Origin of the sequence: Exiguobacterium sp. s5, from assembly GCF_018618075.1 — a bacterium.
In the GTDB taxonomy this organism is placed as follows: Bacteria; Bacillota; Bacilli; order Exiguobacteriales; family Exiguobacteriaceae; genus Exiguobacterium; species Exiguobacterium mexicanum_A.
The window spans coordinates 74,244-95,750 of the sequence record NZ_JACSLK010000008.1 but is presented as its reverse complement, the minus strand read 5'-3'; the positions used below and the strand labels follow the sequence as shown (position 1 = coordinate 95,750).

The window sequence follows — 21,507 nt, the reverse complement described above, 5'->3', positions numbered from 1 at the left end:
GGAGACTGCAGCCCTGCGCTGCAGTCTTTTTGTATGCGAAAAATCTCCCATGCCGCTCGGGCACAGGAGATTTGATTTACGAGACTTGCGCTTTTTCTTGTTCGCGAATCAAGTGGTATTGCTCGAGGATCAGCTTCGTCAGCGTATCGTCCTCATGCAATTGGAGATATTTTTCCACCGTCGAGACGATGCCGTCTTCTTCGATGGATAGATTGAGTTCAGAAGATTCTGAATCCTCAGGGTTGTAATAGGTCAAGGCAGCTGCGATTCCGTAGGCCAGTTCATTCGGTTCGATGCCGTTGTCGATCAGTTCACGGGCCGGTTTGACGAGCCGGTCACTCGGTCCTAGCTTGCGGATCGGTGAGCGGGCGACACGTGAGACTTCATCTTTCAACTTCGGATTCTCGAATCGTTTGATAATCTTTTGAATGTATTGACTGTGTTCTTTCGCCTCGAACCCGTACTTCTCGAGAAGGAGCCAACCAGTCTCATACAAGGCACCTTGCACGACTTGGCGGACACGGCGGTCTTTCAGCGCCTCGTCGATCGTCGCTTTCCCGAACAAGGAACCGATGTACGATGCGATGGCGTGGCCGGTGTTGACTGTGAACAGTTTCCGCTCGATGTATGGCCCAATCTCGTCGACCCACGTCACACCTTGAAGCGGGGGCCGCTCGGCCAATCCTTTCGTCTCGATGACCCATTCGTAGAATGTCTCGACCTCGACGAATAGCGGGTCTGCGTGTTGCTGCAGCGGAACGATCCGGTCGACGGCCGCATTCGGGAACGAGGCATTGGCCGTCCCGATACCACCTGATGCTTCGATCGCTTGATGAAGTGACGCGCTACCACCGATCATGTTCTCGCAAGCAATCACATAAACCGGTGCCGATGTCTCTCGTTCACGGAGCCCTTCGCTGATGAGGGGCGCGACTCTCGGTAGCAGCGTCGGTCCGACCGCGGTCGTGACGAGATCGGCCTCGGCGATGAGGGCGATGACGCGTTCCGGGTCGGTCAAACTGTTGACGCCGCGGACCCGATCGACGACGACGTTGTCGACGCCTTCTTCGGCAAATCCGACTTCATAGAACCGTTTGTCTTCTAACGCCTGGATGACGGTATCATTGATATCGACGAACGCGACCTCGTAGCCGCTCTGATTAAGCAACAATCCGATAAACCCACGTCCGATATTCCCTGCTCCGAAATGTACGGCTTTCATTACGCCACCTCTTCCATGAATAACGACAAAATCTCTTCTTTCGTCTTCGCCTGTACAAGACGCTCGACATTATCCTCATCTGAACAGATGACTGCGATTTGGGACAGGAGTTCCAAATGTTCATCATCCACACCGGCAATCCCGATGACAAGTTTCGCCGTCTGGCCACCGAAATCGACGCCGGCCGGCACTTGAAGGATAGAAATCCCCGTCTTTTGAACGGCGGATTTCGCTTCCTCAGTCCCGTGCGGAATCGCGACTTGGTTCCCGATATAAACGCTTGATAGCGCTTGACGTGCATGCATCGCTTGGACGTAAGCCGGAGACACGCATCCGGCTGCTTCTAACACTTCACCGGCTGCGTCGATCGCTTCGGCCGACGTGTTGAACGATTGGTTGAGTCGAATCATCTCTGTCTGAATGAATGGCATTTTAGTTCCTCCTATACCTTAAGCCTTTGTCTCTGTCTGTTGTGTTATGAGATTTTGCTGCGTTCTGCTTTAATTTCTTCAATCAATTGATCGTAGTAGTCGGCGTTCAAGAAGTTCGTGACCGAACGGTGAATCGCATCCGGCACTTGTGCCTCGGCCCGGTCCGTCAAATCCTCATGGGTGATGATGAATTGAGCGTCTTTCGGCAATTGACTGATTGACGTGTTCGTGACTTTGATTGGCAAATTCGCCTTGTTCACTTTATTGCGAAGTACCGAGGCACCCATCGCGCTCGAACCCATCCCGGCGTCACAAGCGAAGATGATGTGATCGACTTTATCGAGACGGTCGTGAACGAGAGCTGACGCATACGACTGTTTGCCTTTCATCGCGCTGACGTTTTGTGTCGCTTCTTCGAGTGACACTTCTTCGGCCGCACTTGATTTCAAGATGACGCTGGCCACGGCGAACGTGACCGCTGCCGACAAGAGAATCCCTGTCACAAGTCCGAGGTATGAACCGCGTGACGCCATCGCGAGGATTGCAAAGATACTACCTGGTGACGCTGGTGCGACGAGACCGACATCGAATAAGACGAATGTGAAGACCCCTGTTGCGCCCCCTGCGATCATCGCAAGGATCAAGATTGGTTTCATCAAGACGTATGGGAAGTAAATCTCGTGAATCCCACCGAGGAAGTGAATGATCGCTGCCCCTGGTGCCGTCCGTTTGGCCGCACCTTTAGCGAACACCATGTAAGCGAGCAGTAAACCAAGACCTGGTCCCGGGTTTGCCTCAAGTAAGAACAAGACCGATTTCCCGGCGTCCGCCACTTGATCGACACCAAGCGGGCTCAAGATCCCGTGGTTGATGGCGTTGTTCAAGAACAAGATTTTCGCTGGTTCGATGAATAGACTGGCGATCGGCAACAGTTTCGCGCCGACGATCCAGTCGACACCGGCTGCCATGACTTTATCAAGGCCGCTCATGATTGGACCGAACACTTCGAAGCCACCGATCATGAGAAGACCACCGATGATACCGACCGAGAAGTTGTTGACGAGCATTTCAAATCCAGCTTTGACTTTGCCTTCGATGAGGCGGTCAAATTGTTTAATGACATATCCACCGAGTGGACCCATGATCATCGCACCGAGGAACATCGGAATGTCCGTCCCGACGATGACCCCCATCGTGGCGAGTACCCCGACGACTCCGCCTCGTACGTCATGAATCAACTTACCGCCGGTGAACCCGATCAAGAGCGGTAACAGATACGTGATCGTCGGACCGACGAGTTCTGCTAATTTTTCATTCGGCCACCAGCCCGTTGGAATGAAGAGGGCGGTGATGATCCCCCAGGCGATGAAGGCGCCGATGTTTGGCATGACCATTCCGCTCAGGAAACTCCCGAACCGTTGTACTTTGACTCGAACCCCGCCCGAGCCAGCTTGCGCATTCGCCATGTATAAAACCTCCAGTCGATTATTGTGAAAGGTAGATTGTTGTAGTGTAGCTAACCGGTTTGTGCTCTACACTCGTATTGTAGTCTCAGCGTAAGCGCTTTCTCAATTCAATCCAGTTCACACTTTGGCAACATTCTCTGCCAAATAAAAAAATGACCATGGCGGGTCATTTCTCGTGCAGCGTGTCTTGAATCATTTTCTTCATACATTCATGAAGCAAGAGACGCAGTTCTTTCTTTGAACCGTTACTGTATAAGTTCATATGTTGTTCGCTCTCAATCAACGATCCACTGACGGCACTGAGGAACTGGAGTTCGACGTCCTCTGCCTCTTCGGGTGCGAGCAGGACGAGCAGACGCGATACCGGTTCGGTCGATTGGTCCATCATGAGGAGCGGGATCGATTGATTCAAGTCGAAAGCGAATACACTCGCTCGTTCAATCGAGGCGTGACGCCCATGGAACAAGGCCAGTTTCGTGCCCGGAATCCCGAGCCCGGCCACTTCATGACGCCGGAGCAGTTGGGCCGATAACTGGATGCCGCTTTGGACGAGTCCACGTTCTTCTAGATGCGTCCCGATATCGAGCAAGATGTCTTCCAATCGGTCGCTATTATCGAGCGTGACGAGATCGAACTGCCGGTCCATCCCTTCGAACGTCTCGACGAGGGCACCGAGTTCATTGAAGTCGAGCATCGTCGAGTGGCTCTTCTCTTTCGTTTGGAACGACTGTGGGAGCGATAACAGCAAGTGGCGGACGCGTTGCACTTCTTCGTTCGTCAACAGCGGATTGACGATGAGCGTCGGCACTGATAACGGCGGCAACGGCACAGTCGACAAGATAACGTCATAGTCGTCGAGTCGATGCTGTTCAAGACCGAACAACGACGAGTTGACGACGTCCTGCATCTCTGGAAACTCTTGTTTGACCCGGTTGACGAGCATCTTCGAAGATCCGAGACCCGCCGAACAGACGACGAGGGCTCGATATTCGCGGCGCCGAACCGGTTTAACGAGCGCGGCGGCGAAATGCATCGCCCAAAACACCGTCTCTTCTTCCGTGAACGTATTCGTCCCGAAGACAATATCGGCCGCCTGTTGAATCGCCGAACGTAAATGCGGATAGTCACGGTCGATGTGCGGACGGACCGTGTCCGTATCCGGAAGGGCTTGGGTGTTCATACTCGATAAGATATGGGCGAGTAGCCCCTTCTCGAGCGCGGCATCGTCCGTGAAGGCGAATCCGTGGATCAGTGAAACGTGATGGATGAGCTTATGGACACGGATCTGCATGACCCAACGCTCTTCCTCATCTTCTTTCATCTGTTCCTTCAACGACCGGAGCCGGTTCGCTTCTTCAGCGAACCAGACCCGCTCCGCCATCGAGAACGGCGTCCCGAGGGCCGTCTCCATATCAAATGCGACTTTCAAATAATCGTCCGAACGGCCTTTCGTATACATCTCGAGGAAGAAGCCGGCGTCCAGACGGGCTTGTTGCACGCCATAGGCGAACGTCACCCGCATGATGGTCCGGTCGTCCATCCGCTCATACGGATGTTCCTTCAAATAGTCATAACCGTCACGGAGCGCCTCGAGCATGACGTCACACGGGACGGTCTTCAAAAAGGTCGGGATGTAGTCATCCTCCCCGCGCACGAAGCGATAGAACGCGAGCGTGTCCCAATGGGCGAGAAGCGCATTGATCATCAGCTTCCGCTTCTCGGCTTCAAGGCCGAGCACCCGCGCGCCGACCCCTTTCTTCCGCTCGACTTCGAGGTGATACTCGTCGAACCAACGATCGAGTTTCTCCAAGTCTTGTGTGAGCGTGCTCGGTGAGACGTGCATCTGTTTCGCGACCGCCTGCAGCTTAAGCGTATCTTTTTCAAACAGGAGCCTCCAGGCGAGCTCGAAGATGCGGTCCTCCGCCGTCGGAATCGCCTCGGCCGACAAAATCAAATCTTCCCGTAGTTGCTGTTTCGCGTCGGAACGCCCGATGAGACTGAGGCCGTGCCCGCGCTGCCAAGCGAGTTCTAACTCGAACTCGCGCAAGATGCCCTCGAGCAGTTGACGCTCCCGTTGAATCGTCCGCTCAGACAAATTGACCGCTTGCGCGATCTCCGCGAGCGGTGTTGATGTCTCCGTTGCCAATAGATGTAGTAAAATCGAGCGCTCTCGGGCGCTCCACTCATGTTTCATATCCATTCACCCATTCCTCGACAAGCTGTCGATATTCCGTGAGCGATAACATGTGTCTGACCGAGCGAACGTGCGCGGTCGGATGATCGACCGCCTCCGTCCCGGCTTGATAAATAATCCAATCCACGTCTTCCGGGATGTCCCGATACGTGCCGTGTTGAATCACACACGACACTTTTCCCGAACACGCTTCAGCAAACAGCTTCGCCGCCATCGCGCTCGTGACGAACCCGCATGGACAGGCAATATATACGTTCATGTCAGACCTTCTTTCATCGCTTATCTTTATCTAACCATACGATGCAATCGCTTACTCCACCTACTATTTTGCTTGTTGGCAAAGATATCGGCAAGCAGTAAAAAGCACCTTTCCTCAATCGGAAAGATGCTGTGTCTAAAGTTAGGCGGTCTTCAAGCGATTCCGTGCATGAATCGACTTCATGACGGCACGGGCAATCGGTTGGGCGAACAACAACTCGACCCAGAACGCGATACCGAAATTGCGGAACCACGTCGGGAAGAAGTGTTGCAACGTATCAAAATCGATTTCCCCCATCCCGATCCACGGTCCGATGATTGTCATGAACAATGAGATTAGCGAGACGTTCAACACGATGTTCAATAAGATTCGGGCGTTAAAGCCATCCATTTCTCCGTCAAATCGTTTGAATAGCATCCCGGCTGCCGGTTTGACGATGAAGCGAATCAAGATCATGAGCGCGATCCAGGCGAACGGGATGATTTTGAGCGTGTCGATATAATGGGCGACACTAAAGCCGCGTTCCATCCCGACGATGATCGGCGCGATCGTGTTCACGGACAAAATCGAAATGATCAGCATGAACAAGACGCCTTCTTTTGGACTTTGAGGTAATCGGTCTTCTTGGTACATAAGTAAGCCTCCATACAACATATGATTTCAGAGGGTAGACGTATCTTGTGACATATATTTTCGGTCTATGACCAATATCTCTACAAACTGATTGTCATAGTGTAGCAAGTTGGAGGCCTGCTTCGTAAGCATTATTTTTTGAAATTATTCAACCGTCACCGATTTCGCCAAGTTACGCGGTTTATCGACGTCACAGCCACGTGCGAGCGCGGCGTAATACGCCATTAGTTGAACCGGTAACACCGTGATGAGCGGGGCGAGAATCGGTTCGACGTGCGGCAAGATGAACTCATCGTTCTCATGCTCGACGCCTTGCATCGAGATGATACACGCGTTCGCACCACGGGCGACGACTTCTTTGACGTTGCCGCGGATGTTCAAGTTCGTCTTCGGTTGCGAGATGAGTGCGATGACCGGTGTGCCATCTTCAATCAAGGCGATTGAACCGTGCTTGAGTTCGCCACCCGGATACCCTTCCGCTTGGATATACGAGATCTCTTTTACTTTGAGCGCGCCTTCGAGACAGACCGACGCATCGAGTCCGCGTCCGATGAAGAACGTGTTCGGAGTCGTCTTCAAGTAACGGTCCGACAAATCTTCAAACAGTTCTTTTTGCGACATGATCGAGTCCATGATCGTCGCGACACGCGCGAGTTCCGGCATCAACTCGAACGGCAACTCTTTCCCGTTCGCGCGAGCGATGTCGTAGGCGAGAATCGCGAGCACGGCGATTTGGGCCGTGTACGCTTTCGTCGACGCGACCGCAATCTCCGGGCCGGCGTGGAGGAGCATCGTCTCGTTCGCTTCACGCGAGAGCGTCGATCCTGGCACGTTCGTCATCGTGAGTGCCTTGTAGCCGCGCTTCTTCACTTCGACGAGGACGGCCCGGCTGTCGGCCGTCTCTCCAGACTGTGACAAGAAGACGAAGAGCGGACGTGAACTTAAGAGCGGCATATTGTAGCCAAACTCTGACGAGACGTGGACCTCGGTCGGGATGCCGGCAATTCGCTCAAGGATGTCTTTTCCGACGAGCCCAGCGTTATAGCTCGTGCCACAGGCGACGATATAGATGCGGTCCGCTTCCGAGACGAGCGAGCGCACGCCTTCCGTGAGCTCGATGTCACCGGCGTCGTTCTGGTAGTGCTGGATGATGTTGCGGATGACGGCCGGTTGCTCGTCCATCTCTTTCAACATGTAGTGCGCGTACGTGCCTTTCTCGATGTCTGACGCATCGATCTCGGCCGTGTACGGCGCACGCTCGAGGACGTCGCCGTCGAGTGTCTTGATCGTCGCCGATTCGCGCGTCAAGATGACGATCTCGCCGTCGTGGAGCTCGAGGTACTGGTCCGTCACCTGGAGCATCGCCATCGCGTCAGACGCCACGACGTTGAACGTGCCGTCTCCGAGTCCGACGAGGAGTGGTGACTTGTTTTTGCCGATATAGAGGCGTTCTTGATCTTCCGAGTCGATCATCGCGATCGCATACGAGCCGTGGAGCTCAGACAACGTCTTGCGGAACGCCGCCTCGACGTCATTTAGCACGACGAAGTTCTTCTCCATCAACTGGACGATAACTTCCGTGTCCGTCTCCGAGAGGAACGGCACGTCGAGTGTCGCCTTGATCTGTTCGTCGTTCTCGATGACACCGTTGTGGACGAGCGTGAAGCGGCCCGTCGTGCTCTGGTGCGGGTGGGCGTTCGGCACGCTCGGCACCCCGTGTGTCGCCCAACGTGTGTGACCGATGCCGATGGCGCCTTCCGCTTCGACCGGTACGATGTCACGAAGTGCGGCGATGCGACCGACTTCTTTGAACACATGGACATCATCACCGACGAGCGCGATTCCAGCTGAGTCATAACCTCGATACTCGAGCTTCTCCAACCCTTTTAATAAAATCTCTTTCGTTCCGACTTGACCAATCATTCCTACAATTCCACACATACAAAAATCTCCTCTATATTCGATTTCTCGAAAAAGGAAACGGGCTTTTTAGAGTGCTGTCAACGTGTTCCTCATTGTCCGTCCGGTCACCCGAACGTTTTAAAAGAACACTTTTAGTCGTGACAGGCGACTAGGAGGCATCCGCCGAAACATCGATTACCCCCACCTCGTCAACTCCATAGAGTTCTGGCGCTTTTCCTTCATAGCTGGCCGTTTCTCCAGATACCCTTTCATGCTAGCGGTTCTAGATGTAAACGAATAGCGATTTTGTCACAACGCGCTTCAATACTTTTTTACTGTTCATGCAAAAGTCACCACTTTCACTAAAAAGCCACTTCTTTTACAGGCTTGTCCCATCGACCTCGTTCGGGCATGATAAAGGTATCTATTAGATGAAGTGGAGGAATGGCCATGAATATCGTCTTTCTCGTCATCGGCATCATCTTATCAACCGCATCCAAATGGCTGCAAATTGAAGGACAGAGTGAACTTGGCGATTTTCTCGTGTTTCCAGCCGCCTTTTTCTTGGCGCTCGCACTCTTGTTCAGCTTCCCGTTCTTTAAAGAATGGTGGGACGACCCGTCGCTTCGTCCGAAAGCGTATCGCTTTGCCGGACTTGCTGCCGGCGGTGTCTTATCGTTTCAGCTCTTCGCTTGGCTTCTATTCGGACAAGGCGAGTGGATTGGGAGTTTCTTCTTGATTCCGTTCCTCATCTGCCTCTACTTCATCATCCGAACGTTCAAATGAAAACGGGGCAGCGCTCAAGCGCTCCCCCGTTTTTAAATTGTGTCGAGGTCGAGTAGGACCCCATAATGATCACTCGGCAACACTCCAGCATTCGTGACAGGAGTCTTCCCAAACACGTCCACGCTCGAGATGAGCGGGACGTTCCCTTCGTCGTGACGCAATAACATCCAATCGTAGCGTGTTGGTTGTTTCTGCAAAGAATCCTGCTTCAAATACGGGTTGTGTACATAATCCAGCGTCGGCTCATCCCCACCACGATGACATGTGGCGACATCGATCCAACGATTTGCGGTCAAATCACGATAAATCTCCGACTGTGGATTGTCATTGAAGTCACCACATAGCAGCTCGTAACGTTCTCCCTCACCGATCCACTCGCGGACCGCCTGCACTTGTGCTTCCCGAATGACCGGCGACCTCCAATTCAAATGGACGTTCGTCAATCCGAACGCGTGACCTCCTGCTTGAAACGTCACCCGCATCGCACAGTAGTTCGCTTCTTCTACCTCGTGGTGCCAAATCGCATCATTCGTATCGAGCGGAATATGACTTAAGATAGCGAGCCCTTCATCGGGTGAGTCCGGATAGGCGAGAAATACGCAAAACGGATAGCCCGTTTCGTTGGCGATCTGCTCGGCCACACTGATGCCTTGCTCCCCTTCCACATGCGTTTTGACTTCTTGAAACGCCAGCACATCGGCGTCAATCATCTTCACTGTGGCACAGATGGACTCGATCCGTTCGGACCATAATGTCGGATTGTTCCAGAGGTTGAACGTCGCAATCCTCATGTACTGGCTCCACTTTGTTGCAAATCTGTCAGCACGAATTGTTCGCTTTCTTGAAGCTGTTGAATCGTTTCGCTCAACTCACCGACCGTGTTGTCTAAATAGTAACGGTCCGGTGCACCCGAGCTTAGAAACTCGTTCCGCAATAGGATAACCCGCTCCCCCATCTGCGCATCGCTCGGCCGGTGTTGATCACGTTGGACGTGAACGTCTTGCTCCGCCCATAAGATGACGTAGCGTACTTCAATACCTTGTTCAATCCAGTGAACCGTGTAGCGCTTCACGTCTTGCCAAAAGGCGACCCAGTCCACGACGACATCATATCCCGCTTCAAGAAAATTATCGGTTAAAGATACGATGTTCTTCCATACCAGGTCGTTCGCCCGCTCCGATTCCCATGGCCTTTCACGACCGGACACCGTCATATGACTGATGTCGTCACCAGACACATATGCACTCTTCTCCATGTCTTGAGCGAACCGTCTCGCCGTCGTCGACTTCCCGACACCAGCCGGGCCCGAGATAATCCATACCTTCTGCTTCATCAATTGTTCCCCCTTCAACATGTAAAAGGAAGCGCCTAAGCGCTCCCCCACTTTTGCTCTTCTCTCAATTCGGCTTCCGTGACGTAGTGATCGTCGAGCTGAGCCATGTGACGCTCGTACAAACGATGCTCGAGAATAGCGAGCACGTATGCTCCTAGCCCAATCAAAGCGAACGTTTGGAGTGTAATCAAATCCGTGAGCAATGCATAAACCCACACTAGGAAGAAGGGTAGTGTCACGAGCCCGAAGATCGAGTTAAGATGGATGAGGCGCTTTGCTGCATCCGACTTCAAAAATTGTTTTTTAATATTCTCACGTTGCCACATCTTACGAAAGTCAGGAAGACCCGCTGCGATGCTGAGAAATATGACTGTCATTGGTGAGAGCCAATTATACTCTAATGAGAAAAATAGAAGCGCGGCCAACACCGCTGACAAGAACACGTGTGTGGAATGCTTTCTCTGATCGAACGCCGTCAATTCTCGCATTTGGCTCCGTTTATCCATGCTTTCGTTCCTTCTCGATGTCGCGCGCTTCCCGAATCAGTTTCAAATCCTCTCCCGTCAAATAATGACCGTCATGCTTTTGGATGATGCGGTCGAGCCATCTCCCGAAAAAGGCTGCTCCCCAGAAAAAGGCTTGCGACAACAAAAATGCCTGGAACGTTTGTGGCTGTGTCGTCTCATAAAATACGACGACCCCGTAGTATCCGATCGCGCTAAACCCAATCGAATAAACCGTGTACCGCAGCGTGAGCAGCTTCCGTGCTTTTTCGTTTTTCACGAACCGGAGCCACATGAGGAATCGAGTCGTTTCAATGCTAATCAACATAGCGAAAATCGCTACTAAGAACAATAGAAAGAACGAATCGGGCATCTCCCAGTACGATGCGTAAACGAGCATCCCAACGATTGCAGAAACAGCCAGGATACCAAAACCCCAACCGGTCCACTTTTCAAATCGAAGAATCGTATCAATTTGTTGTTTTGATTGTGGTGACAGTTCCATTTAGCTCATCCTTTCGATTACTTCATCATAAGTCGGCATCGTCGGATCGCACGCGGTGATTTTTTGCTGAATGAACCGACTCCTTGCCGAATCGGTCATCGACCAAATAGCGAAGACGCCGCCGAGTAACAATCCCACCGACTCTACCGTTAACAACGTCGCGAAAAAGGTGAACAAGAGGATGGACCCGATCCAATCGACGCCCATTTTTAATTTCAATAAACGGTGGACGTCAACGCGGTTCGAAATGTGACGCATGATGCGGTATTGGCGATAACTCATATACATGGTCAAGACGGCTACAAAAAACATGAGCGGAATCAGCCAGTCCTTGTTCACAATCAACGCGGCAATCAGTGCAATCACGTAAGTGACCCATATTGGTACCGCGAGCTTTTGCATCCGTTGCACCCAACGTATCTCTTGTTGTAATTGTTGTTCCATCCGCTCACCTCCTAGTGTGTTCATTTATAGAAAGCAACACCCGCTCCTACTTAACTCGTTCCCTCATCATGCTTCCTCCAGTTCAAGGGCTCGTAAGATTGGATCATGGGCTTTTAGCGCCCGGTGTAAGCGACGCGACACGACTTCGGTAATGATTCCCCAGATGACGACCGCGAACGCCCAATAGATGTTGTCTTGACTAAAAATCAATAGCCCACCGACCATGATGATGAGTACGCTCGTATTTACGACGTCGTATACCAACTGCCAACGGAGCATTTTTTGTGCGGCTGACTCGCACAAAAACGACCGTCTCATCCGATATTTTTCCCCGTCCGAGATGAGCAGGGCAATGCCGACAAGGCCGAGCGGGACGGTGACCCACGTTGCCCGTCCAAAAAACATTAAAGCGAACGCCAGAATGATCACCGCCAATAGGGCGTAACCGATACGTGTATGTCGTTGCTTACATTCTCGTTCCCGTTCCATCCGAACTGATTGTGCCATTGTCTTCTCCTCCTCACTCTTCTCTATTTTTATACGAAACCCTTTTGAATTCGTTTCGCAGATTTCAATGATTCTCTGTACAATCGTTCGACGTTTTTCAACAATTTCCGAAGGATTGTCCGCCACCCTGATTCAATTTCTGATATACTGATAGCGTATTCATACCTACAAATTTTCATGTGAAAGGTGCAGACCCTGATGGCTCCAAAGTATAAACAAGTCGCTGAACAGATTGAGACAGACATTATGAATCATGTCTATCAACATACGAACAAGCTCCTCACCGAGGACGAATATGCTACGAAATACGGCGTCAGCCGCAATACGATTCGAAAAGCGATTGAGATTCTCGTCAACAAAGGGTATGTCTATCAGGTCCAAGGGAGCGGCGTCTTCGTCCGTGACCATTACATGAGCGATTACGTGAACCTCGAGAAGTTGCAAGGTCTCACGAGCGACTTCAGTGGACGGAAAGTCGAGACGCAAGTCCTTGATTTCGAATTGACGACAGCGAACGAGGAAGTCGCCGAACGGATGAAGTGCAACGTCGGGACGCCCGTCTACTACGTCAAACGTCTCCGGCTCGTCGATGACCATCCGTTCTCGGTCGAGGACTCGTATTTCCGAAAAGACCTCGTCGTCTATCTCGACCGGAACATCACCGAGAAGTCGATCTACAACTACTTCCGCAACGACCAAAAGCTCGCCATCGGTTTTGCCGACCGTGTCATTTACGCCGACTTTTTGAACGCGGAAGACGCGGCACTGCTCGGACTGAAAGAGAACGACCCGGCCCTTCTCGTCGACAACACCGTCTATTTGACGAACGGTCAAATCTTCGACGTATCGCGCTCAACACATCATTTCCGCCATGTGAAGATGCTCAAAGTCTCTAACATCAAGTCCTAAACGCGCTCGAGAGATTGTTCTCGTGTGCGTTTTTTTATGTTCACATTTCGGACGAAAAGAAAGGGTTTACATGTAAGCGGTATCGTGCTACTATCAACTTGTAGAATTTGTACCTATGAATTTTGGTTATCCATACAAAAAGGAGAGATACTATGGTTTCTGAAACAATCGAAATTACTCCCGAAGATATCTTCGGTTTAATCGCCCTCTCAGGCGACGCCAAAGCGAGCTACCATCACGCGATGCTGTTGATGCAAGAAGGCAAAGCAGATGAAGCGGCTGAAGCAGTTAAAGCTGGTGACGCGACATTGAAAGAAGCACACGCCATCCAGACGAAATTCGTCACACTCGAGGCACAAGGGAAAACGGCTACGGTCGGCGTTCTCATGGTGCACGCACAAGATCACTTGATGAACACGATCCTCGTAAAAGAGATGCTCGGCTATATGATGAACATGCAAAACGAAATCAACCAATTGAAAGGAATGGATCAAAAATGATGAAAATCGGACTCTTCTGTGCAGCAGGTATGTCAACAAGTATGTTAGTAGAAAAAATGAAAGCGGTTGCCGCTGAGCGAGGCATCGATGCTGAAATCGCTGCTTACCCAGAATCAGAAATGGAAACGTACGTGGATAACCTCGACGTCGCGCTTCTCGGACCACAAGTCAAATACTTGCTCTCGAAAGGCAAACAAATCTGTGAGCCGAAGGGCGTTCCAATCGATGTCATCAACACTGTCGACTACGGCATGATGAACGGAACGAAAGTATTAGACCACGCATTGAAACTCGCGAATAAATAAACTGAGGTGACCACTTTGAAAATGCCAAACAATTTCTTGTTCGGCGCCGCATCGGCTTCTTACCAAGTCGAGGGCGCATGGAACGAGGACGGGAAAGGACTCTCGAACTGGGACGTCTTCTCGAAAATTCCTGGGAAAACATTTGAAGATACAAACGGCGACGTCGCAGTCGACCATTACCACCGTTATAAAGAAGACATCGCGCTCATGGCAGAGATGGGACTCGAATCATATCGCTTCTCAATCTCATGGCCGCGTGTCTTCCCGAACGGCACAGGTGAAGTGAACGAAAAAGGACTCGAGTTCTACAACAACTTGATTGACGAGTGCTTGAAGCACAACATCGTCCCATTCGTGACACTTTACCACTGGGACCTCCCGCAAGCGCTTGAAGAAAAAGGCGGCTGGAAAAATCCAGAGACGGTTGACGCATTCGTCCGTTTCGCCGATACTTGCTTCCAATCGTTCGGCGACCGTGTCCGTCACTGGATCACGTTCAACGAAGCGGTCATCTTCTGCTCGCTCGGCTACTTGACTGGGGCACACCCGCCAGGCATCGAAGGCGACGTCAAAGGATACTTCCAAACGACACACCATGTCTTCGTCGCTCACGCTCGTGCCGTCGAGTTGTTCAAACAAAACGGTTACGAAGGTGAAATCGGAATCACACACGTGTTCAACCCGGCTTTCAGCATCGATGACGCTGAAGAGAACAAATTCGCTGAAATGCACGCGAACGCCTACTCGACGCACTGGTTCTATGATCCGATTTTGAAAGGTGAATACCCAGCGTACGTCGTGAAAGGACTCGAAGAGCAAGGCCTTCTCCCTGAAATGACAGACGAAGAGCTCGACCTCTTGAAACGCACGGCTTCGATGAACGACTTCATCGGCCTCAACTACTACAGCCCGCAACGCGTCATGAAAAATGACTCGGCGCTCGTCATGGCCGGTGGCCGCGAGAACTCGACAGGCCGTCCGGGTAACCCTTCATTCGATGGCGTCTATAAGACGGTCATGATGGATGACAAGGTCTACACGAAATGGGCTTGGGAAATTTCACCGGAAGCGTTCCTTGACGGCATGCACATGCTCAAAGATCGTTACGGCGATGTGAAAATCTACATCACAGAGAACGGTCTCGGTGATGTCGACCCGATCGTGGACGGAGAAATCGTCGACGACGCTCGCATCGAATACATCGAAGGTCATATCCGCGCCGTGAAACACGCTGTCGAACAAGGTGTCAACGTCGCAGGTTACTACGCTTGGTCGGCCATCGATCTCCTCAGCTGGCTCAACGGATATAAGAAGCAATATGGCTTCATCTACGTGGACCACGCCAACGGACTTGCTCGTAAAAAGAAAAAATCGTTCTACTGGTACAAAGACATTATCGCTACTCGCGCTGAAAACCTATAAGGAGGTTCCCCATGAGCCGCTTAGAAACCGTATTTGAAAAATTCACGCCAGGGTTCGTTCGTTTCGCGAACGCCAAGCCCGTCCTTGCAATTAAGGACGGGTTCATCCTGACGATGCCGATGACGATCATCGGGTCATTGTTCTTGCTCATCCTCGCGCTCCCGATTCCAGGCTGGGCCGAATTCATGTCAGGTCTGTTCGGAGCCGATTGGACGCTCCCGCTCACGCAAGTCGTCGGTGCGACGTTTGACATTCTCGCCTTGATCGGTGTATTCGGAATCGCTTACTCGTACGTGAAAAATGAAAAGATCGAAGGCGTACCAGCTGGTATTCTCGGAATCATCTCGTTCTTGATCATCACGCAAGCGTCTGTCCTCTCTGAAGGTGGAGAAACAGTCGGCGGAGTCATCCCGAAAGTATGGACAGGCGGACAAGGTGTCCTCGCTGCCATCGTCGTCGGATTGGTCGTTGGATTTATTTATTCGCAGTTCATCAAACGCGGCATCAGCATCAAAATGCCTGACGGTGTTCCACCGGGCGTATCGAACTCATTCTCAGCACTTGTCCCTGGTCTTGCGATTATCACACTTGCGGTTGCGACATTCGCGACTTTCCAAGCGGTTGCAGATCGTACGTTCACTGAAGTCGTCTATGACGTGCTTCAAGCACCACTTCAAAACTTGACCGACACACTTGCCGGAGCCGTTATCATCATGGTGCTCATGTCAGTCATGTGGTGGTGTGGAATTCACGGAGCTGCGATCATCATGGGTATCATGGGACCACTCCTTACAGCGAACGCGCTTCAAAACCAAGCAATCCTTGATTCGGGTGAAACACTCGTTGCCGGTGAGAACGCGAAAATCGTTACAATCCAGTTCCTCGACGTCTTCACGAAGCTCGGTGGATCAGGAATCACAATCGGTTTCATCATCGCGACACTCATCGTCGCCCGTTCGGCTCACTTGAAGCAACTCGGTAAGCTCTCACTCGCACCAAGTCTCTTCAACATCAACGAGCCAGTCATCTTCGGGATGCCAATCGTGTTCAACCCGATCATGTTCGTACCATTCGTCATCGTTCCAGCGATTGCTTCGTTCATGGTGTACTTCTCAATCCTTTGGGGCTGGGTCGACCCGTTCAACGCGCTTCAAGTGCCTTGGACGACACCACCGGTCATCTCTGGTTTCTTGATCGGCGGATGGCGTGCAGCGCTCTTACAGATCGTCACGATCGCCATGGCCGTAGCCGTCTACCTCCCGTTCGTCCGCATGCAAGATCGCGTGTCGTATGGTGAAGAGTTGAAAGCACAAGAAGACGCAGACAAAGCGTCAGCCTAAGCAAAAAACGACAGCCCTTCTCAGCGATGAGAAGGGCTGTTATATTTAGGGAAACAAGTAATAATGTGGATGGTCCTCAAACATTGTCTGCTCAGTCGACACGACTTAGGAATGAGGAAGAATTTCTATGACGAGAAAGAACCTGCAATGGATTGCGTCTGCTATCGCTATATTGCCTACGTTCGCTCTAGCGATGGCTATGATTGTCGGATTTCAGTTATCAAGAGAAGACACGAGAACTATCTTGTCTATAGCTTACGGGCTATCGGTGGCCCTACTCTTGATTTCTCTTCTTCTACCTAAGATAGTTACTAACAAATAGATAAGGAGTAACTGGATATGAAAAATTACACCCCTAGCTTCATGATCTTATCGAGCGCAGCGCTCGCTTTCGGGCTTGGGTTCAAATCCATCGTCCCGTACGCGATGTTGATCGGCATCGGGCTACATATGATTTTTCTTCTATGTGCCGCCTACTCGTTAGGCAAGTACCGGGCCAATAAATCACAACTCGATTCGTAACGCCATGACACTTACTGTCACGGCGTTTTTTTCATCTGTTTCGTCTTATTACAAATCACGCTCCCGGATCGGAAATTCAGCTGCGATGTCCCGCAAGCCTTTTAGGAAGCGTTCCACGTTCGCTACAGAGGTTTCAAAGTTAATATCAAGTTCTTCCACCTCGTCCCCGAGCGGGTGCTCCAGATGGCCTCGCACGTCCACTTCGTCCCCATCGCCGTCTCTCCTCGTCACCGTCAAGCGGATATACGGTTCTGTCGGTTCGAACTCGACTTTTTGCATGTCACCGGCAACGAACGACTCGAATACCGGTATGTAGTGTGCGACGAGCAAACTGTCGAGCATGATGTCATCGAACGTGATGCGATGGTCCGGCGTATGGAGCCCGACCCAATTCCGATGCCACGCCGCATCATGGATGTCATCGGCGTCAGGATAGGCATACGCATAGCTCTCGATCGTCACATCAATCGTTTCGTCGCGCGACGCCAACTTCGTGAGCGCCATCGTCAACCGTCCTTCCTGAGCGAATAGCCGTCAATCTCCAAGAGGCGCATCCGTTTCTGATCCACCGCTGCGTGGACGATGACCGTCACGCCTGGATTGAGTTCCATCATCTTCTTGATTTTCGTCAAGTCGTCCCCTTTGATTTCGACCGGCAAGACGAACTCGCCTTCCTTCAAATGGATGAACTTGATCTTTCCTTTGTCGTCATAACCTGTCACTTCATACGTCGCATACTCGCGTTTCATCAACATCTCCCCTTCTTCCGAATCAATCTCCACACCGAGATCACGAATCTCCCGTTCCCGTTCAATCCGTTTATTCCGTTCCATCAGTCCTCTCACCCCTAAAAAGGAAGAGAACAACACAAAAAAGATCACGAGGACATTTGAATAGACCAACCCATAGAACAACCCGTACATAAACCAGCACAGCAACGACATCATCATAAGCATGGTCGTCTTACCCTGTTCCCGCTCTTGATTCGTTCTATGGTGTGACGCCATCGTCCGTCCTCCTCTCCCTACTTCATACGTTCCCCGCATGAATCGGTTCCACACAAAAAATCCACCCCTGTAGCGGCAGGGATGGATCCATCTTACGCCTCGACGCTATCCGCGTGTTTGGCTTTATGGTCGCCGATGACGCCGGCGTACCATTTCGCGCTGTCTTTCCAGACGCGCTCTTGCGTGTCGAAGTCGATGTAGAGGATGCCGAAGCGTTTCTCATAACCGAAGCTCCATTCGAAGTTGTCCATGAGCGACCAGAGATAATATCCGGCGATGTTCATGCCTTCGTCGTTCAAGTCGGATACGGCTGTGAGGTGCTTTTTGACGTAATCGATGCGTTTATCGTCATGGACTTCGCCGTTCTCAAGCACGTCGTCGTAAGCCGCGCCGTTCTCTGTGATGATGATTGGAAGGTCTGTGTACTCGTTACGTAAGCGACGGATCAGGTCTTTGAATTCGTTCGGGGCGATATCCCAGCCCATGCCCGTCTTGTCGTAATCGGAGTACGCAGCCACCGTCATGAAGTCGTTCGCCGCGCTGAACTCAACGAGTCCGCGGCTGTAGAAGTTGATGCCGAAGAAGTCGCACTCTGTCGAGATTGTCTCCATGTCACCTGGTTTGATGAAGTCGTACGTATGAACATATTTCGCGAACAAGTTCATCATGTCGACCGGATACTGACCTTTGAACACTGGATCGAGGAACCAGCGATTCGAGTAACCGTCCGAGTTGTTTTGTGCGAGTCGGTCGTTCACCGAGTCCGTCTTGGCGTAAACCGGTGACAAGTTGAGCGTGATGCCGATTGGTGTCGTCGACTTCAACTCTTGTTTCAACAGTTCGACCGCTTTTCCGTGCGAGAGGAGCATATGGTGCACGGCGCGAACCGCTTCGTTCATGTCGCGATGTCCTGGAGCGTGGACACCGACGTGATAGCCGAGGAAGCCGGCACACCATGGCTCGTTGTGCGTGATCCATGAGTCGACGATGCCGTCGAGCTCATCGAAACATACTTTGGCGTAGTCGAGGAACCAGTCGACCGAGTCGCGGTTCACCCAGCCACCTTCTTCATGTGCCCACATCGGGAGATCCCAGTGGTAGAGCGTGACGGCCGGCTTGATGCCTTCCTCACGGAGGCGTGTCGCGAGCGTCTTGTAGAACGCCATCCCAGCCGGGTTGAACTCACCTTTCGCCGGGAAGATGCGCGGCCATGCGATTGAGAAGCGGTACGTGTCGACACCGAGCCGTTTGATGTGCTGGATGTCTTCCTCGAAGCGGTGGTAGTGATCGCAAGCGACGTCACCGTTATGCTTCTCGAACACGCGTCCGTCGATGTCGCAGAACATGTCCCAAATCGACGGGGTGCGCCCGTCTTCGTTATGCGCGCCTTCAATCTGATACGACGAAGTCGCGGTCCCGAAGACGAAGTCTTTATTGAATTGCATAGTGTGTTCCTCTTTTCTCTATTATTCTTTGACCGCACCAGCCGAGATACTGCTGACGATGTATTTCGACATGAACAAGAAGGCGATCATGATCGGCACGACCGAGATGGCGATACCGAGGTAAAGGGCACCGAGGTTCTCGGCGACTTGCGAACCTTTCAAGAAGCCCATGAGGACCGGCAACGTGTACTTCTCTGGTGAGAACAAGAGCACGAGCGGCATCAAGTAGTTGTTCCATGAGCCGATGAACGTGAAGATCGACATCGTGGCGACGGCCGGCATCATCATCGGGAGTGCAATCGTATGGAAGATGCGAAGCTCGCTCGCGCCATCGATCCGGGCCGCTTCGATCATACTGACGTGCAGCGTGGCCTGGGTGTACTGCCGGATGAAGAAGACGACGAACGGACTCGCGATCGACGGGATGATGAGCGGGATGAACGAGTCGAGAATGCCGAGCGTTTTCGAAATCTCGTAGAAACCGATGAGTCCGAGTTGTCCCGGTACCATCATCATGACAAGCATGAAGATGAACATCGCATTTTTCCCTTTGAAATCGTAGAAGGCGAAACCGAACGCCGTCATCGCCGAGAAGTAACCAGAGAGCAATGTGACGAGCACAGCGATGATCAAGCTGTTCTTGAAGCCGTTCCAGATGTTGATGTAGTCACTCAAAATCGCATAGTTCTCGACAAGTGCCGTCCCCGGGAGAAGGGAGAAACCAGACATGATTTCTCCGTTCGTCCGTGTCGCGTTGACGAGCATCATGAGGAACGGGATGAAACAGACGATCGTCAAGACGATCAAACCCGTGTAGATAACACCACGGCTGAGCCATTTTTTCTTTTGCTTTTGCTTCGGTGGATCCACTTGGCGGGGTGTTTCCTCGCGTGGCGGCTGTACTTCGCTGTCGGCGAGCATACGCCGTGATTCTGCATTTTGTTCCATTGCTTATGCTCCCTTCTGCGCAGCGCGTTCTTTGCGGAACATGCCTTTGAAGACGACCGCCGAGAAGACGAGCGTGATCAAGAACAAGCCGTAAGCGACCGCTGACGCATAGCCGTAGTTGTTATACTTGAATGCTTGGTTGTACAAGTAAAGGACCATCGTGTTCAGTGATCCATCCGGTGCACCAATTCCGTCCGTCAAGAGGAGCGGAAGATCGAACAATTGGAGTCCACCGATGAGTGACGTGATCATGATGTACAAGAGAATCGGTTTGAGTAGTGGCAGTGTGACATACGTGAACATTTGCCAACGGTTCGCGCCATCGATATGGGCTGCTTCGAAAAAGTCTTTTGAAATTCCCGACACGCCGGCCATGACGATGATGAACGAGTGACCGAACCACATCCATGTCAAAATGAGTGAGACGGACAGTTGTGCCGTCACCGGTTGCGATAACCAGTTGATCGGGTCAGAGATGATCCCAAGTTTCAAGAGGATCATGTTGAGTGAACCGTGCTGCCAGTCGAGCAAGATTCCGAACAAGAGCGCGACCGAACTGATCGTGATCAAGTTAGGCAGATAGAAGAACGAGCGGAAGAACGCGAGGCCCTTCAGTTTTAGACGAAGATCTGAGAACAGGAGTGCCAAAAGCAGTGCAAGACCGATCTGTAAGGCAAAGTTTACTCCCCAAATCTTGATCGTATTGACGAACGCCTCGATGAAGTATGTGTCAGTCAACAGGCGCGCGTAGTTCGCAAAGCCGACGACCTCTTCTCCTTGGCTGCCGGTATAGTTGGTGAAACTGTAGTACAGGGTCAAGAAGACCGGATAAATACTGAATGTCAAAAAGACGACCCAAAACGGGGCAATAAAGGCATAGCCATAGCGGTCTAGTTTTTTCACGTCGTGTTACTCCTTCCCTAG

General features: G+C 51.8%; 25 protein-coding genes. 7 read left to right on the top strand and 18 right to left on the bottom strand.

What is annotated here, in order from left to right; translation table 11 throughout:
• Positions 1–76: 76 nt before the first annotated feature.
• The 7 genes from KNP60_RS14600 to glmS all read right to left on the bottom strand — a co-directional run bounded on the left by KNP60_RS14600 (position 77) and on the right by glmS (position 8,146).
• Entirely contained in the window at positions 77–1,222 is a 1,146-nt protein-coding gene (locus tag KNP60_RS14600) for a mannitol-1-phosphate 5-dehydrogenase (protein ID WP_034781593.1), read from the bottom strand.
• A complete protein-coding gene (locus KNP60_RS14595; RefSeq protein WP_052090290.1) occupies positions 1,222–1,653 on the bottom strand; it encodes a PTS mannitol transporter subunit IIA in 432 nt (143 codons plus the stop codon). The genes KNP60_RS14600 and KNP60_RS14595 overlap by 1 nt, the downstream gene beginning before the upstream one ends.
• Positions 1,654–1,697: 44 nt before the next feature.
• Positions 1,698–3,119, bottom strand: coding sequence for a PTS mannitol transporter subunit IIBC (locus KNP60_RS14590; protein ID WP_034781590.1), 1,422 nt, complete (start codon positions 3,117–3,119; stop codon positions 1,698–1,700).
• 166 nt (positions 3,120–3,285) lie between these two features.
• Complete coding sequence (locus KNP60_RS14585) at positions 3,286–5,319, bottom strand: BglG family transcription antiterminator (protein ID WP_084592994.1); 2,034 nt, start codon at positions 5,317–5,319, stop codon at positions 3,286–3,288.
• Positions 5,303–5,572 carry a PTS sugar transporter subunit IIB gene (locus KNP60_RS14580; protein ID WP_034781585.1) on the bottom strand — a complete coding sequence of 90 codons (270 nt, stop codon included), beginning with the start codon at positions 5,570–5,572 and terminating at the stop codon, positions 5,303–5,305. The genes KNP60_RS14585 and KNP60_RS14580 overlap by 17 nt, the downstream gene beginning before the upstream one ends.
• A 141-nt stretch (positions 5,573–5,713) precedes the next feature.
• The gene (locus tag KNP60_RS14575) at positions 5,714–6,205 is read right to left on the bottom strand and encodes a DUF2798 domain-containing protein (RefSeq protein WP_034781583.1); all 492 of its coding nucleotides are present in this window, start codon (positions 6,203–6,205) and stop codon (positions 5,714–5,716) included.
• 144 nt (positions 6,206–6,349) lie between these two features.
• Positions 6,350–8,146, bottom strand: a complete 1,797-nt coding sequence (gene glmS / locus KNP60_RS14570; protein WP_214797782.1) for a glutamine--fructose-6-phosphate transaminase (isomerizing) — start codon at positions 8,144–8,146, stop codon at positions 6,350–6,352.
• A 411-nt stretch (positions 8,147–8,557) separates the two neighbouring features.
• Here glmS and KNP60_RS14565 point away from each other — a divergent pair, with 411 nt between their 5' ends.
• Complete coding sequence (locus tag KNP60_RS14565; protein ID WP_034781578.1) at positions 8,558–8,893, top strand: hypothetical protein; 336 nt, start codon at positions 8,558–8,560, stop codon at positions 8,891–8,893.
• A 32-nt stretch (positions 8,894–8,925) separates the two neighbouring features.
• Here KNP60_RS14565 and KNP60_RS14560 read toward each other — a convergent pair whose 3' ends face one another.
• From KNP60_RS14560 to KNP60_RS14535, 6 genes are all read right to left on the bottom strand, one after another.
• Positions 8,926–9,684, bottom strand: coding sequence for an endonuclease/exonuclease/phosphatase family protein (locus KNP60_RS14560; RefSeq protein ID WP_034781577.1), 759 nt, complete (start codon positions 9,682–9,684; stop codon positions 8,926–8,928).
• Positions 9,681–10,226, bottom strand: coding sequence for a P-loop nucleotide/nucleoside kinase family protein (locus KNP60_RS14555; RefSeq protein WP_034781574.1), 546 nt, complete (start codon positions 10,224–10,226; stop codon positions 9,681–9,683). Before KNP60_RS14555 ends, KNP60_RS14560 begins: the two co-directional genes overlap by 4 nt.
• A 35-nt stretch (positions 10,227–10,261) precedes the next feature.
• Positions 10,262–10,732 (bottom strand): hypothetical protein, encoded by a 471-nt coding sequence (locus KNP60_RS14550; RefSeq protein ID WP_034781572.1) that lies wholly within the window; start codon positions 10,730–10,732, stop codon positions 10,262–10,264.
• A complete protein-coding gene (locus tag KNP60_RS14545; RefSeq protein ID WP_034781570.1) occupies positions 10,725–11,234 on the bottom strand; it encodes a hypothetical protein in 510 nt (169 codons plus the stop codon). Before KNP60_RS14545 ends, KNP60_RS14550 begins: the two co-directional genes overlap by 8 nt.
• Positions 11,235–11,678, bottom strand: a complete 444-nt coding sequence (locus KNP60_RS14540) for a hypothetical protein (protein WP_034781567.1) — start codon at positions 11,676–11,678, stop codon at positions 11,235–11,237.
• Between the two features lie 66 nt (positions 11,679–11,744).
• The gene (locus KNP60_RS14535; protein ID WP_034781565.1) at positions 11,745–12,185 is read right to left on the bottom strand and encodes a hypothetical protein; all 441 of its coding nucleotides are present in this window, start codon (positions 12,183–12,185) and stop codon (positions 11,745–11,747) included.
• A gap of 198 nt (positions 12,186–12,383) precedes the next feature.
• Here KNP60_RS14535 and KNP60_RS14530 point away from each other — a divergent pair, with 198 nt between their 5' ends.
• From KNP60_RS14530 to KNP60_RS14505, 6 genes are all read left to right on the top strand, one after another.
• Positions 12,384–13,094, top strand: a complete 711-nt coding sequence (locus KNP60_RS14530) for a GntR family transcriptional regulator (protein ID WP_214797781.1) — start codon at positions 12,384–12,386, stop codon at positions 13,092–13,094.
• 152 nt (positions 13,095–13,246) lie between these two features.
• Positions 13,247–13,594, top strand: a complete 348-nt coding sequence (locus KNP60_RS14525; RefSeq protein WP_034781561.1) for a PTS lactose/cellobiose transporter subunit IIA — start codon at positions 13,247–13,249, stop codon at positions 13,592–13,594.
• Positions 13,591–13,899 (top strand): PTS sugar transporter subunit IIB, encoded by a 309-nt coding sequence (locus tag KNP60_RS14520; RefSeq protein WP_034781560.1) that lies wholly within the window; start codon positions 13,591–13,593, stop codon positions 13,897–13,899. The genes KNP60_RS14525 and KNP60_RS14520 overlap by 4 nt, the downstream gene beginning before the upstream one ends.
• Before the next feature lie 15 nt (positions 13,900–13,914).
• A complete protein-coding gene (locus tag KNP60_RS14515; RefSeq protein ID WP_034781558.1) occupies positions 13,915–15,321 on the top strand; it encodes a GH1 family beta-glucosidase in 1,407 nt (468 codons plus the stop codon).
• Positions 15,322–15,332: 11 nt separating this feature from the next.
• Positions 15,333–16,661: a PTS sugar transporter subunit IIC gene (locus tag KNP60_RS14510; RefSeq protein ID WP_034781555.1), complete on the top strand. Its 1,329-nt coding sequence runs from the start codon at positions 15,333–15,335 to the stop codon at positions 16,659–16,661.
• Between the two features lie 339 nt (positions 16,662–17,000).
• Positions 17,001–17,183: a hypothetical protein gene (locus KNP60_RS14505; RefSeq protein WP_034781551.1), complete on the top strand. Its 183-nt coding sequence runs from the start codon at positions 17,001–17,003 to the stop codon at positions 17,181–17,183.
• 48 nt (positions 17,184–17,231) lie between these two features.
• Here KNP60_RS14505 and KNP60_RS14500 read toward each other — a convergent pair whose 3' ends face one another.
• The 5 genes from KNP60_RS14500 to KNP60_RS14480 all read right to left on the bottom strand — a co-directional run bounded on the left by KNP60_RS14500 (position 17,232) and on the right by KNP60_RS14480 (position 21,486).
• On the bottom strand, positions 17,232–17,687 hold the full coding sequence (locus KNP60_RS14500) for a WapI family immunity protein (protein WP_034781549.1): 456 nt from the start codon (positions 17,685–17,687) through the stop codon (positions 17,232–17,234).
• A 2-nt stretch (positions 17,688–17,689) separates the two neighbouring features.
• Positions 17,690–18,190: a hypothetical protein gene (locus tag KNP60_RS14495; protein ID WP_034781547.1), complete on the bottom strand. Its 501-nt coding sequence runs from the start codon at positions 18,188–18,190 to the stop codon at positions 17,690–17,692.
• A 92-nt stretch (positions 18,191–18,282) separates the two neighbouring features.
• Positions 18,283–19,635: a GH1 family beta-glucosidase gene (locus KNP60_RS14490; protein WP_034781545.1), complete on the bottom strand. Its 1,353-nt coding sequence runs from the start codon at positions 19,633–19,635 to the stop codon at positions 18,283–18,285.
• Between the two features lie 21 nt (positions 19,636–19,656).
• Positions 19,657–20,583: a carbohydrate ABC transporter permease gene (locus tag KNP60_RS14485; protein WP_200881514.1), complete on the bottom strand. Its 927-nt coding sequence runs from the start codon at positions 20,581–20,583 to the stop codon at positions 19,657–19,659.
• A 3-nt stretch (positions 20,584–20,586) separates the two neighbouring features.
• A complete protein-coding gene (locus tag KNP60_RS14480; RefSeq protein ID WP_034781543.1) occupies positions 20,587–21,486 on the bottom strand; it encodes a carbohydrate ABC transporter permease in 900 nt (299 codons plus the stop codon).
• Positions 21,487–21,507: the final 21 nt, after the last annotated feature.